Source organism: Paenibacillus sp. 276b, assembly GCF_900107875.1.
Lineage (GTDB): Bacteria > Bacillota > Bacilli > Paenibacillales > Paenibacillaceae > Paenibacillus > Paenibacillus marchantiae.
The window spans coordinates 147,832-161,552 of record NZ_FNRR01000002.1 but is presented as its reverse complement, the minus strand read 5'-3'; the positions used below and the strand labels follow the sequence as shown (position 1 = coordinate 161,552).

Annotated in this window: 12 protein-coding genes; 3 read left to right on the top strand and 9 right to left on the bottom strand. The window is 45.4% G+C overall.

Annotated elements, in window-relative coordinates:
- Positions 1-323: 323 nt before the first annotated feature.
- From BLV50_RS11560 to BLV50_RS11550, 3 genes are read right to left on the bottom strand one after another with little or no spacing between them, the layout of a single operon-like run.
- Entirely contained in the window at positions 324-1,334 is a 1,011-nt protein-coding gene (locus BLV50_RS11560; RefSeq protein WP_090807792.1) for a Gfo/Idh/MocA family protein, read from the bottom strand.
- Positions 1,335-1,389: 55 nt separating this feature from the next.
- Positions 1,390-2,238, bottom strand: a complete 849-nt coding sequence (locus BLV50_RS11555; RefSeq protein WP_090807790.1) for a sugar phosphate isomerase/epimerase family protein — start codon at positions 2,236-2,238, stop codon at positions 1,390-1,392.
- A 47-nt stretch (positions 2,239-2,285) separates the two neighbouring features.
- Entirely contained in the window at positions 2,286-2,927 is a 642-nt protein-coding gene (locus tag BLV50_RS11550; protein WP_090807788.1) for a carbohydrate-binding family 9-like protein, read from the bottom strand.
- Between the two features lie 187 nt (positions 2,928-3,114).
- On the opposite strand from BLV50_RS11550, the gene BLV50_RS11545 reads away from it, so the two are divergent.
- Positions 3,115-4,020: a helix-turn-helix transcriptional regulator gene (locus tag BLV50_RS11545; protein ID WP_090807786.1), complete on the top strand. Its 906-nt coding sequence runs from the start codon at positions 3,115-3,117 to the stop codon at positions 4,018-4,020.
- Between the two features lie 240 nt (positions 4,021-4,260).
- The gene (gene arr / locus BLV50_RS11540) at positions 4,261-4,677 is read left to right on the top strand and encodes an NAD(+)--rifampin ADP-ribosyltransferase (protein ID WP_063565954.1); all 417 of its coding nucleotides are present in this window, start codon (positions 4,261-4,263) and stop codon (positions 4,675-4,677) included.
- 59 nt (positions 4,678-4,736) lie between these two features.
- Here the strand turns inward: arr and BLV50_RS11535 are convergent, their stop codons facing one another.
- The 5 genes from BLV50_RS11535 to BLV50_RS11515 form a co-directional block, all read right to left on the bottom strand.
- Positions 4,737-5,765 carry a LacI family DNA-binding transcriptional regulator gene (locus BLV50_RS11535; protein WP_090807784.1) on the bottom strand — a complete coding sequence of 343 codons (1,029 nt, stop codon included), beginning with the start codon at positions 5,763-5,765 and terminating at the stop codon, positions 4,737-4,739.
- Between the two features lie 253 nt (positions 5,766-6,018).
- Positions 6,019-7,362, bottom strand: a complete 1,344-nt coding sequence (locus tag BLV50_RS11530) for an ABC transporter substrate-binding protein (protein WP_079695049.1) — start codon at positions 7,360-7,362, stop codon at positions 6,019-6,021.
- Positions 7,363-7,432: 70 nt separating this feature from the next.
- A complete protein-coding gene (locus BLV50_RS11525) occupies positions 7,433-8,266 on the bottom strand; it encodes a carbohydrate ABC transporter permease (protein ID WP_053784043.1) in 834 nt (277 codons plus the stop codon).
- A gap of 12 nt (positions 8,267-8,278) precedes the next feature.
- The gene (locus BLV50_RS11520) at positions 8,279-9,169 is read right to left on the bottom strand and encodes a carbohydrate ABC transporter permease (RefSeq protein WP_072735121.1); all 891 of its coding nucleotides are present in this window, start codon (positions 9,167-9,169) and stop codon (positions 8,279-8,281) included.
- An 11-nt stretch (positions 9,170-9,180) separates the two neighbouring features.
- Entirely contained in the window at positions 9,181-10,281 is a 1,101-nt protein-coding gene (locus tag BLV50_RS11515; RefSeq protein WP_090807782.1) for a Gfo/Idh/MocA family protein, read from the bottom strand.
- A gap of 643 nt (positions 10,282-10,924) precedes the next feature.
- On the opposite strand from BLV50_RS11515, the gene BLV50_RS11510 reads away from it, so the two are divergent.
- The gene (locus BLV50_RS11510) at positions 10,925-12,916 is read left to right on the top strand and encodes a DUF4832 domain-containing protein (RefSeq protein WP_090807780.1); all 1,992 of its coding nucleotides are present in this window, start codon (positions 10,925-10,927) and stop codon (positions 12,914-12,916) included.
- 186 nt (positions 12,917-13,102) lie between these two features.
- On the opposite strand, the gene BLV50_RS11505 is transcribed toward BLV50_RS11510, so the two are convergent.
- Positions 13,103-13,525: a hypothetical protein gene (locus BLV50_RS11505; protein ID WP_090807778.1), complete on the bottom strand. Its 423-nt coding sequence runs from the start codon at positions 13,523-13,525 to the stop codon at positions 13,103-13,105.
- Positions 13,526-13,721: the final 196 nt, after the last annotated feature.

The window sequence follows — 13,721 nt, the reverse complement described above, 5'->3', positions numbered from 1 at the left end:
TTTCTCATCGTACGCCTCCCAAATTATGTATAATTATAGTTAATCAACAGAAATTCGGGAGGTGTACGAATGAGCTTTATATGGTCTGCAACTATAATTCAATTCGTTTTTATTATAGGCATTATATCTCTGGTTTACTTTTTGATTACTATGAATAATAAGATCAAGAGAATTAATAGTAGACTTGCCGAAATTGAACGCACAATGAATAACGAAAGTTTAAAAGAATATAAATAAATTCATGTATCCTCTCTTTTTCAAAGACCCGTACTACTTCAGAAATGCAAAGAGCAGAACCCGCATCACAGGTTCTGCTCTTTCTATTATAATGAAACCAATGCCCCCCGCTCATCCGCCGAGCGCATCTCCGCTTCAATTAACTCAAGTGTACCTGTTGCACTTTCCGGTGTACATACAGATACAGGCGTACCTGCTTGAACAGATTGGATAAAATATTTGAGTTGGTGGTAATATCCCGAGTCGGGTGACAGCTCAGCGACGAAACCGGGAGCATCGTTCGGATTTACTTTCAGCTCACCATTCTCAAAGACCAGATTCCCCTGCTCCAAATTAACGCGATAGGTCATCGAGAAACCGTAGTCTCCCCCCAGCGTCCAGTCCGCTTGGGCATTCAGTACTTTTCCGTCAGGGTATACATAATTGGTCGACACGGTATCATAGCCGCTTCCCGGAATGACGTTGCGAGCCAGCGTGGATACTTGATCCGGTTCGCCAAACAACCAGTGAATAATATCCGCATCATGGATGTGCATATCTAATATGCAGCCACCGCTTTTCTCCCCATCCAAAAACCACTCTTGAGGCAAACCTGAACCCCTGAAGAAATAACCTGCGTTGACCGCTCCATAACGCCCGTCTTCTACTACGGATTTCAGATACGCATAGGCTGGCCAGAAGCGTAAACATTGACCAATCATCAGTGTTTTCCCGGTCGCTTTGGCCGTCTGTGCCATCTTCCAGCCTTCCGTCGAATGGCGCGCAACCGGCTTCTCACACAGCACATGAAAGCCTTTCTCCAGCAAGGAACACGTTAGTTCAGCATGCAGTGGCGTAGGCAGCGTAATATCAATGATATCCAGTTCTTCTTGTTCCAGCATTGCGTCGATGTTGTCGTACAAATGATAAGGTGTGAGATCATATACCTCTTGCTCCGTCGCCATATTGCCGGCTGCTTTACCGTTCTTCAGTTCCTCTATTCTCAGATCGCAGATGGCTACCAATTCCACGGGTTCCCCTTCTGAGGCAAGGCGTACATAGTTGTCAAAATGCATACGTCCCATAAACCCAAAACCGATCAATCCCACTTTTAACATGTTTTTACCTCCCATAAAAATAGATTTTATATCGAATAAACGTTGTTATCTGTACTTAACCCTGAGAACGTCCAAGAATGGCATCCATCGCTTTGGATGTATTGAATATGATCTGTTTCGAATGATGGGTGTATGGCGGAATCATCTCGGCAGTCACGTAGTTGTCATAACCAATATCCTGTAATGCCTGCATCACCGCCGGATAATTCACATCTCCAGCCAGCAGATCCACAAATCCATGAAGTCCTCCCGCTTGACGCCGGTAATCCTTGAAGTGCACTTTCTTGATCCGGTGACCCAGAATGCGAACCCACTGCTCTGGGTAACCATTCTGCACCACATTGCCCACATCGAAATACGAACCTATATAATCTGAGCTAAAAGAATCAATAAAGGTACGCAGCTCAAGCGGTGACACCAAGAATTTGTTCCATACGTTCTCAATACCAATCGATACTCCAGCACTTTCCGCGTACGGCAGCAGATGCGCAAGGGCTTCTTGCGCTCGTTTGTAAGCAACTTCATAATCCGTCACTTCGCTATCTGGAATAAAGTCCACACCAACCGCACCCGGAATGACCAGAATGGTATCCACACCAAATGCTGCGGCAAGCTCCAGCTGTTTTTTACACACATCCAGAGCTTTCGTTCGGATCTCCGGACGAGCGCTCGTCATCGGGTAATCCCAGTACAATCCGGTTGCTAGTCCCGCGATTTCGAGTTCGGCCTCTTCGAGACGTCCCTGAATATCACGAACCTCCTGATCCGTGGCAGACAGACTCAGCTCGCCTTCTCCATTAAGCGAAAGTTCAATCCCCTCAAAGCCAGCTTGCTTCGCCGTCTGAATACAATCCGCAATAGATGCCTCTCCTGGAAACGACCATATGTTAATCCCTTTTTTCATCCGAATACCCTCCTTCAAAATATGAATACCTGTTCAGCATCGCGTAGCTATCCTAATTGAAAATGACCAAACCGGGCAGGCAAATGAAAGTTTACAGCCCCCGTGGGCTGCCATGCCTGATACTCCCGATCTCCCTGCATATTCTCATCAATGCGGTAAACATTGATCCTCCAGCATACGCCTTTAGTCAGGGGCGACTTGAAGTTACTCGCTGGAATATGGATCAAATACACCCGATGGCCCTGACGATCCACTTCTACAGCCGTTTGCAACCCCTCCAGCTGCCAGGTTACATCTGCCTTCAATTCGGAACCTTCGCTGTTATTGTGAATGAGTGCATCAAATATTACGTTGTGCGGACTGACCTCCAGTTCGATGTAATTCCTGCCATCGCCCTGTTCATCAATGAACAGTTCAACCACATCCTGCTCATACAATGGCTGATCCCTTTCCGTGAAATCAGATACAACGTGATCATCCTGGCATACAAACCGAATATGCAAATATTCGGGACTCCAGCCAAAACGGACTTCTGTGGATTGATGAGGTGGTCTGCCTGTTACCGTGTCCACCAGTTCCACTGGAACACATCGTTCCCAATCCGCAGTCGAGGGGAATCCACTCTGTGCAACTGACCTAAGTGGTTCGCAGCAATAACTCGTGCTCCGGTCCACAGGGAGAGAGTCCATCTGAATCCTCTCCTTTTTTAGCTTAATCCGTGATATTGTCACTCTCGTAAGAACATGTGATAATACATATATTATAAATAAATTACCTGATTATTTATTTAGGAGATAAAGAGATTATTTGCACAATTCCGTTCAGTTTTAATTAAATCTGTTTGTGCCAATCTCATTGAAAAAGGAGATGGAATTTATGTCTCTCCAGCAAGCGGTATATCCTCTGCAACGAACCGTCACTTACAAAGAATGGTCTCCCAACGTGCATTATGCTCAGTTCCAGAGTCTTCCTCCCGGCAAGCTGGCAAAGCGGCGTTTGTATGATTTTGAACTTCTGTACGTCTCTCAAGGTGAAGCTGCAACTTATATGAAGGATAAACACCATATTTTGAAGGCAGGTCAGCTAATCTTGCTATCTGCCGGTGTCTATCATCAGAATGAGGTGGTTTCGAGCCCGGAAGCACGTTTCATTGGCATTCATTTTGATTTCTTCAACGAATTGACCATTCAGACCGAGGCAGATATGGTTGTTAACGAAGAGACTGTCCTGCACCATAAATTCGCAGTAGAAGCTTGCGCAGAGGGCATGACGCCGCTATCTATTAACCCCGTGTATACCCCTTCTCCAGCTGCCGTGCAGCTTATGGAGCAATTGGTACATGAATTTACGATGCGCCCACCGGGATATGAACTGGTATGCAAAGCCTTGATGCTGCAAATATTGACTCATCTGCTGCGTTCATCCTGGCGAAGTTCGTCACGCCATGATTCGGTACACGGAGAGAAGCTGCTCGAACTCATGAAACGTATTGAGGCCGCCCCTTCCGACCCGTGGACCAATTCGGGCATCGCCAAACAATTGAACCTGAGTGTGGATCATATGGCCAAATTGTTCAAACAGATTGCGGGCATGCCTCCCAACGAATACATTCAATCCATCCGCCTGAGTGAGGCACGTAAGCTGCTGCGGGAAACCGATCATTCCATTGAGACTGTGGGTGTACAAAGTGGTTACCCGGACATTCATTACTTCAGCCGCATGTTCCGCAGATATGAGGGCATTTCCCCCCGGGAATACCGGAAATTGTCCAGAATGTTATAAAAAAAGAGCAGCCTGCCAATGTGCAGTCTGCTCCATGCTTTTTGAAATATCGCTAACCCAAATGGTTCATTTTCCCGTACCAAACTATACCCTTTAATTCAGCCTATATAGGTAATTTCCGCTCAATATCATTCTCTCTACTTAGATTATACCTTTATTTTTATGTTTTTTATAGACTGTTTTTTTGGCGATTCCTACACTATACTGCTTAATACAAATCTAAAAAAGAGGTGCATCAGTATGGATGACCAAAAAAATGTCTTAGATAATGGACCCTTTTTTCATGGTACTAAAGCAGAACTGAACATTGGAGATTTATTAGAACCGCAATACTTATCCAATTACCAAGATAAAAAATCTAACCATATTTACTTTACGGGAACATTAAATGCTGCCAAGTGGGGTGCTGAATTAGCAAAAACGAATGCAAAAGAAAGAATCTACATTGTAGAACCATTAGGAGATTTTGAAAATGATCCTAACTTGACTGATAAAAAATTTCCCGGCAACCCAACACGCTCATACAGATCTAAATCACCTCTAAAAATAGTAGCTGAATTAGCTTTATGGGAGAGACACTCCGATGAAGAGATAAATCATATGCTTACATCTTTAAAAAAATTAAGTGAAGAAGGGAAAAATGTGATCTACGATTAATTTTCAACCAAAAAGTTCCCTCCGCCCAAAACTGGACAAGGGAACTCTTTGGTTGAAAGCTACTCTATTTTGCCATTGGAAGACTGGCGGAATATGCAGCGGTACGGGACGATCATTTTGACAGCCACTTCATATGGATGATCCAGATAATCGAGCAGCTGTTTAACCGCGAACATACCCATCTCCAGCTTGGGTACATGAATGGTCGACAACGGGGGAGAAGTGAATTCGGATATTTCAATATTATCTACCCCAAAAAAGGCGATATCCTCCGGAATGCGGAGCCCTTGTTCGGTTGCAGCACGCATGGCCGCAATTGCCATCATATCACTGGCTGCAAAGATGGCTGTAGGTCTGTTCGCATTGTTGGTAAATGCCTGCTTGGTCAATTCATAACTCAGAGAAACATCCCATTTCACATCGATCACCCAATCATGATCAATAGGTAATCCCGCATCCGTCATGGCACGCCGGTAACCAAGAAATCGTTTTTCCTCCAGAAAATCATTCTTGAATTCTGCTCCGCCAATGTAAGCAATGATCCGATGACCTTGGGCAATCAGATGATTCGTTGCTTCCCTCGCTGCCTCTTCACGATCATAACCGACGACCGGAATGTCCGGGTCCGTAATATCCACACCCACAACAGTCCGTACATTGGTCTTAAGCCAGCGATAGGCTTCCGGATCAATCCGTTCTACCACAATCATGCCATCAATCTGATGTTCCTTCACCAGAGCCTGCAACTGAACGATATCCCCATCGTTTTCGATGCTATACACAAATTCCAGGCGCATGCCTGCTTCAGCAAGCTGCTTCTCAATCCCTTCCATAATGACTGAAAAATAAGGACTGTTGTATTTATTTTGGGGAATAGCCACCACACAGCCGATCGCATATGCCGTTTTGGGCTGGACCTTCTTCTTCTTGGCCGGACGCTGTGAACGATAGCCCAGTTCCTCAGCGGTGTCCCATATTTTTTTGCGGGTTTCATCGCTGACTGATCGATTGACATCGTTCTTCATCACACGTGAAACGGTAGAGATCGATACACCAACGCGGTCTGCAATATCCTTCAATTTTGCCATGTGAAGTCCCCCACCTTTCCTCAACCTATGTATTTAAACCCCATTCGTATTGGGGCAATTTCATCTCTGCAAACACAAATTTGCGGCAAATATAATTCTATATTTCTACTGGACAGAAGTCAATGAAATGGTGCACAGGCGCAGTCTTTTATAAAATAATAGCGGCAGTCAGGGAGCTTGCTGTCCCCCATAACTGCCGCAATTTTAATTCTTTTTAAGAAAACGTATGAAGCTTTGCCACCTCTTTATCTGCTTATTGCATCTTGGAGGCCAAATCCTTAAGCGCTGCGTTCAGATCACCATCTCCGGCAAGTGGAAGTTTGAGTGATTGCTCACCATACGTCCAGACCAGATCGGTTTTCTTGGTTGTAAAGGGAGATACAATGCCATACTGCTGCGCATCCAGGAAGATTTTATTATCTTCACCTACAGTGGCAATATAAGCATCCGCTGCGGCCTTGTTAGCCGGAATCGAGTATCCCTGTTTCGCCAGTTCTGTCTGTCCTTCCGGACCTGCTAGCCAAGCCAACAGCTTGTAAGCTGCCTCTTCATGCTTTGTATTGGAGCTGATGGCAAGACCTGCTGGCTGAACAACGGTTTGGTTGGTTTTGAATTTCGGCAAATAAGAGATACCGTAATCCACACCAGCCTCCTGGTAGTTGGTTGTATTCCAGCTGCCACCCGGATTCATCGCTACTTTGGATGTAGTAATCGCAAGGTTCACCTGTCCACCCAAACCTTCAATCTGTGCAGGTGTGGTGTTGATCTTTTTATTTTTGGTCAAGTCGATAAAATAGTTCAGCACTTCCATCGCTTCAGGTGTCTCAAGTGCAAGGGAACCATCGTCATTCACCAGTTTCGCACCGTTGGACCACAATTCCGGCTCCAGGAACCAATCCATCGTTGACCCTGGTGAAATGGACAAGCCCCACTGCACAATGTTTCCGGCGTCAAAACCTGCTTCGTCTGCGCTTTTCCCGTTCTTATCCAGCGTCAGCTTGGTTGCAATGTCGGTAATTTCATCCCACGTTGGCTCAAGCGATGGAACGGGAGCTTTATGAGGGTTCGTGGCTTCATTCTCAAAGATCGCTTTGTTGTAATACCATACGATGACGTTGGCATCGATAGGCAAGGATACTTGTTTGCCCTGATATTGGTGAAGACCGAGCAGACTTTTGTCCACATTGTTCAGATCAAACTGATTTTCCGCGAGCAAGCCGTCCAATTCCTTGAAAATGCCCAGCTCGGCGTATTTCTCCACGTATGCATAACTCGTTTTGAACACGTCCGGAAGTGTGCCCCCTGCTGCATTCGCTGTCAGTCCGTCCCAGTAGCTGCCCCAATCCTTGCCTTCGAGTTTGACCTTAATATCGGTATTGGCCTTCATGAACTGATCCAACAGTTCCTGTGTACGATGAAGCTCTTCTGCCGTCCCCCACTGGGAGTATGTGATTGTTACAGGTTCACTCTGGCTGCCGCCGGAACCAGAAGAGTCGGCGTTTTCGGACGATCCCCCGTTTCCACATCCACTGATCACCACCATTGTAGCAAGTACAAGTGCCCAAACATTGAATAGCCGTTTACTCTTCGCTCTCATATACACAGCTCCCCTTTAAGTCATATCAATAAGTCCTGTTCACCTGAAAACCGGAAAGCAGGTAGCCACTCTACCCTTTGGTGCCCGTAAGCACCACCCCCTCGACGATATAACGTTGTGCAAACAGATACAGCAGACCGATAGGTACAATACTGATAAATGCACCCGCAGCGAGCGCCGGCAAATCCTGGCTCGTCTGACCAATCAGCAGCTGCAAGCCCACACTCAGCGTGAACATTTCTGGGTTTTTGATATACAGGAACGGCCCCAGAAAATCGAGCCAAGAGTTCACAAAGGCAAAAATAATGGTCGTCATAATAATCGGTTTGGACAGCGGCATAATGACTCGTGCATATACCGTCCAACGATTGCCGCCGTCCAGATATGTAGCCTCGTCCAGCTCCTGGGGAATGGTCATGAAAAACTGTCGGAACAGGAAGATATAATAGGCGCCTCCGAGCCAGGCTGGCACAATGAGAGGCAACCAGGTATCAATCCAGTTCAGTTTAGAAAAAAGAACGTACGAGGGAATCATCATAATGGATGGAGGGATCATTAAGGTAACAAGTACAACCGGGAACAGAATATTCCGATACTTGGTTGCAAAACGGGAGAAACCGTAAGCGACAAGTGAACTGGACACCACCGCTCCCGCCGCAACAAAAAAGGAAATGATAAATGAGTTCTGAATCCACTGCCACATCATCGGCTGCACAGCGAACAACCGTTCAAAGGCTTCCAGACTGAATGTGTCTGGCAGGATGGTTGGAGGTACCTTGTAGGTTTCCGCTTTGGTTTTCAGCATGGTCGAGAGCATCCATACAAGAGGCCCTGCGAACAGCATTAATGCTACAATCAGCATGGTATATTGGGACGCTTTTACCGCTATTTTTCGGCTGTTCATGTAACTCTCCTCCTATCGTTCTCCCTCGTAATACACAAAGCGGTTTGATACTTTCATCAGGATCAGGGTGACAAGCGAGATCACGGCGAACAGGAAAATCGACTGCGTCATCGCCATGCTGAATTTCAGATCGGTAAAGGCCGACTTGTAAATATTGTAGACAAACGTATAAGCAGAGTAGTTCGGACCACCCTTAGATAGCAGCAGCGCTTCCGTAAACATCTGAAAGTTATACATCGTCTGAATAATGATGACAAACAGGATGGAAGGACTGATCATCGGCAGTGTAATCTGGAAAAATCGGCGAATCCCGCTTGCACCGTCAATGGCAGCAGCTTCATACAAATGTCTGGGTACATTTTTCAGTGCAGCCAGGAAGATCAGTACTCCACTGCCCGAGATCCAGACCTGAAGCATGATGATGACAGGCTTGATCGTATGCTCCCCGCCAATCCAGTCCACTTTGCCTATACCCAGCGCGCCAAGTCCGGCGTTCAGGATGCCGAATTCGGAGTTGAACACCAGCCGCCAGATAATAACTGTTGCCACAATGGGCACCAGGGTCGGTAAATAGAAGAAGGTGCGGAACAAGGCAATACCTTTGACATTAAAATTAAGCAGCATCGCCAGACCCAGCATACCTGCCGTTACGATCGGAACACCGAATACAACGAAAAACATCGTGTTCATCAAACTTTTCAAGAAGATGGGATCATCCATCATGTGCGTAAAATTATCAATGCCGACAAAGTTGAAGTTGGTCGCTCCCGGAAGTCTCGCATCCGTAAAGGCGTAGAAAACCGAAGTCCCAAAAGGAAATAGGAAAAAGGTGATAAATCCGATAATCCAAGGCAAAATGAAGAGAAAAAACAGCAGTGTGTCATATTTTCTCAACCTGTTCATGATGACACCCCTCAGCCTGAAATTTCTTCTAAATAGACGTACCGTTCTTCCAAAATGGATTTCTCTGCCGCCAGGGCAATAAGCAACGCGTTACGACCAACCTGCGCACTAGCAAAAGGTTGTCTGCCTTCCTTTACACATTTCAGAAAATCAATGCGTTGGGTCTGTCCACCCGTGTGTCCACCCATAATGGAATCCGAGGTCACATCAATCTCCAGATGGTCCTTCGTCCAGTCCTGCCCGCCAACGATGTCAATCGTCTTGTCATTACGGGCAACCATCTGGCCACCGTTCTCTCCGATCAGGCCAATCTCAAGCCCTTCTCCCATCAGATTGCGCGGTTTCAAATACATGCACAAGCCCAGATTGGCCTTACTGCCGTTATCATAATCAATGGTGATAAATGCATGGTCGACGATGGAGGTATCCGAAATTTCTTTCGTCGGATAGTGACTGTATGAATTCTGAATCCGATTAGGCTCTCCTTGCTTCATGACATGCTGGCCTCCAGAGGCAAACACGCGGACAGGCTTCGCCTGGATCATCCAGTTGAAAATATCGAAGTGATGACAATCCTTCTCTACAATCGCTCCCCCAGACTTGGTCTTGTCATAGAACCAATCCGCAGGCGGGAACGGGTCACGGAATTCCTTGCACCACATCAATTTCACGTCACCGAGACGTCCGTTCTCCAATTCCTTCTCCATTCGGCGATACAGATTCGAATATCGATAAACCAATCCGATCTGCAATACCCGTCCCGAGGCTTCCGCCGCTTCTATAATGGCATCACAGTCCTCAATGGTATGGGCAACCGGTTTCTCCAGAAATACATGCTTGCCAGCTTCCAGAAAAGCGACTGCCACTTCGCGATGCAAATAGTTCGGAACACTGATAACCACCGCATCCAAATCTTCCTTAGCAAGCAGTTCACGATAATCGCTAACTATGGTGGGGTTGCTATTCTTGAGTTCAGCCAGCGTACGTGCCACATTGGCTTCATTCATATCACAGATATAACGAACCTCACTCTCCTCGAGCAAATCAAAACCAATGCAATGATGTGACCCCATGTCTCCTACACCGATAAAAGCCATTTTTATCTTCCCCATGCTTACACTCTCCGTTGCTCGTAAATTTGCGGCAAATGCCATGAAGCCAATTCGATGTTAATAAATCTAACAGGACTGTGACTATGTAACGATAGTAAAATAGTTTTTATTCCTTGTCAATTGATTTTGGCTAAATTTTAAATTATTTTGCGGCAACATATTTGCGCTCTATTCTATATACTACTAAACAGTATAACTCTTTATTCATCATAAATTAAGCGTTTACATTTTTGTTGTATTATCATATACTTTAATTTGAATTCATTTTTATTTGCGGCAAATATTATGTTTAAGTTATGAATACTCATGTTCAAAATTCAATAAAACACGCCTATTTTCAATAGAAAACACAATAAATCCTGGAAAAATATCTGTTGAATCTCCTGTATTCATCCCCTATAATGCAATTTAGACACGGAACCCAAGAACCAAAAACACATTTTATATTTGCCGCAAACCAAATTCACACCTTTTTAGTTGTTTATTTCCCGATTACTACCATGACTCTTACATAAAACGTTACTATTCCGCTACTTCATGTGGATCAGAAAGGAGTTGAGCTCTCCTAACTCTCCCCTCATAACGAAATTCGGGGTGGGCAGAACGAGTTATCATTCAAAATCCATTATTCAGGAGGTATACCATGACAAGATTATTTGATAGAAGCAAGCGGAGCTTTGGATTGTTTTTGGCTTTTGTCCTCATGATTACCCTGCTATTGCCTGCAGCAGCCTTACCCAAAGCCTCTGCTGCAACCATCACCATTGATGGCAATGTCAGCGACTGGAGCAGCGTTAGTGTTCTCACCACCAATAGCGGCACTGCCCAGACGCTCAAAGTAACCAATGATGGAACTAACCTCTATCTGCTTATTCAAGGCTCTGGTCTGAGTACAACGATGGGCAACTTCTGGATCAATACCGATAACAATACTTCAACCGGTTACCAGGCTGCGGGCTGGGGAGCTACAGGTGTGGAGTGGCTGCTTGAAAATACGGGTTTATATCGCTATGGTGGCAGCGGTACCGACTGGGTCTGGAACTTCAACAGCACGTTGACCAGCTCCCAATTCTACCGCAGCTCCACCGTCATTGAGGTCGCTATTCCTCTCGCCACACTGCAAATCAGTGCAGGCAGCACAGTGCGAGTCGGGTATATCGACAACAGCTCGGATACATCGAGATTGCCCGCGTCTGGACAAACACTGCCAGCTTACCTTCTGACCTCGGCTGGATCAGGTGGTGGTACGGGGAACAATACTGTGGTGAATCCCGTAGAGCTGGACAGCCCACTCAACAATCCATTCAAAGGCTGGGCGCCTTCGGCCAAGAGTACAACTTATGCACAGCCACACAGGCTCGTATATGCCGGAGTGACTTGGAAGGAGCTTGAGTCCACCAAAGGCACATTTGATTTTAGTGCGATTGAAGCCGCCAACAATTTTGCCTACTGGAAAAGTAAAGGCGTCAAAGTGGTGTTCCGCTTCATTCTGGACAGCCCGACAGGACAGGCTCACAGAGATATTCCCGACTGGCTCTACAATGACATGATTGCCCGCGGAGAATCACCTGGAACCGTATATAACGATACAACCGGAGGCATGGGTACTGGGAACAACATGGGCTTCTCTCCCAACTACAACTCCACCTATCTGCAAGAAAGGCACAAATTAGCCATCGAAGCCATTGCGGCAAGATACAACACCAATGATCGTCCGGTCGCCTTTGTCCAGATCGGTTCACTCGGACACTGGGGCGAGTTCCATACATGGCCTTATGTCGGACCAAATGGTGAAACCAATTACACAGGCGCGTTCCCTACCAATGACATCTCGAACAAATACGTTCAGCATTATATTGATGCCTTTGCTGGCAAAGAGGACAAAATGCAGGTTCTGATCCGGCGCAGTATCGCCCTCGCCAAAACCAATAATAAAGGCATGGTCATGGGCATGTTCAACGATGTGTTTGGACATAAAGACAGCTTCGATGCGGATTGGGGCTGGTACACAGGCACCCAGAATGGCTATTGGGATGACATTGGTCAACAGCAGCCTGCACATGCGAACTTCTGGGAGACACGTATCTCAGGCGGCGAATTTTACGGGGGAGCTTCCGGCATGCTTGCAGCATTAACTACCGGTAGCGGATTTACGGAAACGTTGCGTCAAACGGAGCTAAGTAAACCAAGCTGGCTGGGACCAAATTCCCCTGCCTCGCTTCCTCTGAATCATGCCTTACAGGCCAATATCGATGCACTCAAGAAACGAATGGGTTACCACTTTGTAGTGAAGGAGATTTCGCATCCATCCACCATTAGCGGAAGCACATTTACAACAACCATTAAAGTGGAGAATAAAGGCGTACAGCACTTCCCGTTTGCCTGGCCGGTTGAAATTCAACTGCGCAGCGGCAATACCGTGGTCGCCAAGAAAACAACAAACGTTAATCTGACCACGTGGAAAACGGGTACCTACACCCTGACCGATTCCATTCCGGTCTCCGGTCTTGCTGCCGGAACCTATGATATCGCGATTGCGATCATTGACCCGGAAACGAATAAACCTGGTGTAGACTTTGCCAATACAAATAAATTGACCGACGGCTCGTTCAAACTGAGCAGTGTAACGAAGTAATCTCAGGTTGCTTCGACTAGTGAAAATGAAAAAGAGCAGGAATGAGAGCACTATGCTCTCATTCCTGCTTTATATGGACATAACGTTGAAACTCTGAATTTTTGGGACCAGGAAGGTATATAATTTGAAACCTTTTCTAATTATGCTAAAGAAGAGAGACTCAGATTTTTTTCCGAGTCCCTCTTCTTATATTAAATTAATGATAAATTGACCATTTTCAGCTTTTACCTCGAAGTAGTACTGCTTATCCTTATTTAAATCCTTTAAGCTTGTACTTGTTCCTGGAAACACTTCGAACTCAGCTATTACAATATTACCCTTTTCATCTTTAACTCTCATCCGTATGTTACCCGCACTTTTTGCATCATTAATGATTGTTTTATCCCAGAATACAGTATCAAATTTAACAGAGTCATTCCCATTAAATTTAACACTGTTCCATTCATCATTTTCTACATTAAGAGCGAGAATTGAAGTCGTTTTAGGAGAAAAATAATTATGTACCGTTTCAACATTTTGATAAACTTGATACGAACAAACAAAAATCATGGTTAACGTAACAGAAATTGCACCAAACAGACTTATCTTCTTCACTTTACTATTAACCATAGTTTTATCAGCCCCTTAATTCATTGAGATATTATAATTTCCCGTTTTAATACCTTTTTTTATAATCTTGTTATTCTATATATTGCGATACAACACCTGTTGAATTATTGATTTTTTTCAAAAAAATTTATAGATACATTACATCTCACATTCCTGAGGAGAAGCCTCAGAATCTGGAAAGAACACTAAACCAAAT

Coding starts and splice junctions, on each gene's coding strand:
- BLV50_RS11530 (WP_079695049.1), bottom strand. CDS start 7,362: ATGAGAGCGAAGAGTAAACGGCTATTCAATGTTTGGGCACTTGTACTT.
- BLV50_RS11505 (WP_090807778.1), bottom strand. CDS start 13,525: ATGGTTAATAGTAAAGTGAAGAAGATAAGTCTGTTTGGTGCAATTTCT.
- BLV50_RS11510 (WP_090807780.1), top strand. CDS start 10,925: ATGACAAGATTATTTGATAGAAGCAAGCGGAGCTTTGGATTGTTTTTG.
- BLV50_RS11535 (WP_090807784.1), bottom strand. CDS start 5,765: ATGGCAAAATTGAAGGATATTGCAGACCGCGTTGGTGTATCGATCTCT.
- arr (WP_063565954.1), top strand. CDS start 4,261: ATGGATGACCAAAAAAATGTCTTAGATAATGGACCCTTTTTTCATGGT.
- BLV50_RS11560 (WP_090807792.1), bottom strand. CDS start 1,334: ATGTTAAAAGTGGGATTGATCGGTTTTGGGTTTATGGGACGTATGCAT.
- BLV50_RS11555 (WP_090807790.1), bottom strand. CDS start 2,238: ATGAAAAAAGGGATTAACATATGGTCGTTTCCAGGAGAGGCATCTATT.
- BLV50_RS11545 (WP_090807786.1), top strand. CDS start 3,115: ATGTCTCTCCAGCAAGCGGTATATCCTCTGCAACGAACCGTCACTTAC.
- BLV50_RS11520 (WP_072735121.1), bottom strand. CDS start 9,169: ATGAACAGGTTGAGAAAATATGACACACTGCTGTTTTTTCTCTTCATT.
- BLV50_RS11550 (WP_090807788.1), bottom strand. CDS start 2,927: ATGGACTCTCTCCCTGTGGACCGGAGCACGAGTTATTGCTGCGAACCA.
- BLV50_RS11515 (WP_090807782.1), bottom strand. CDS start 10,281: ATGGGGAAGATAAAAATGGCTTTTATCGGTGTAGGAGACATGGGGTCA.
- BLV50_RS11525 (WP_053784043.1), bottom strand. CDS start 8,266: ATGAACAGCCGAAAAATAGCGGTAAAAGCGTCCCAATATACCATGCTG.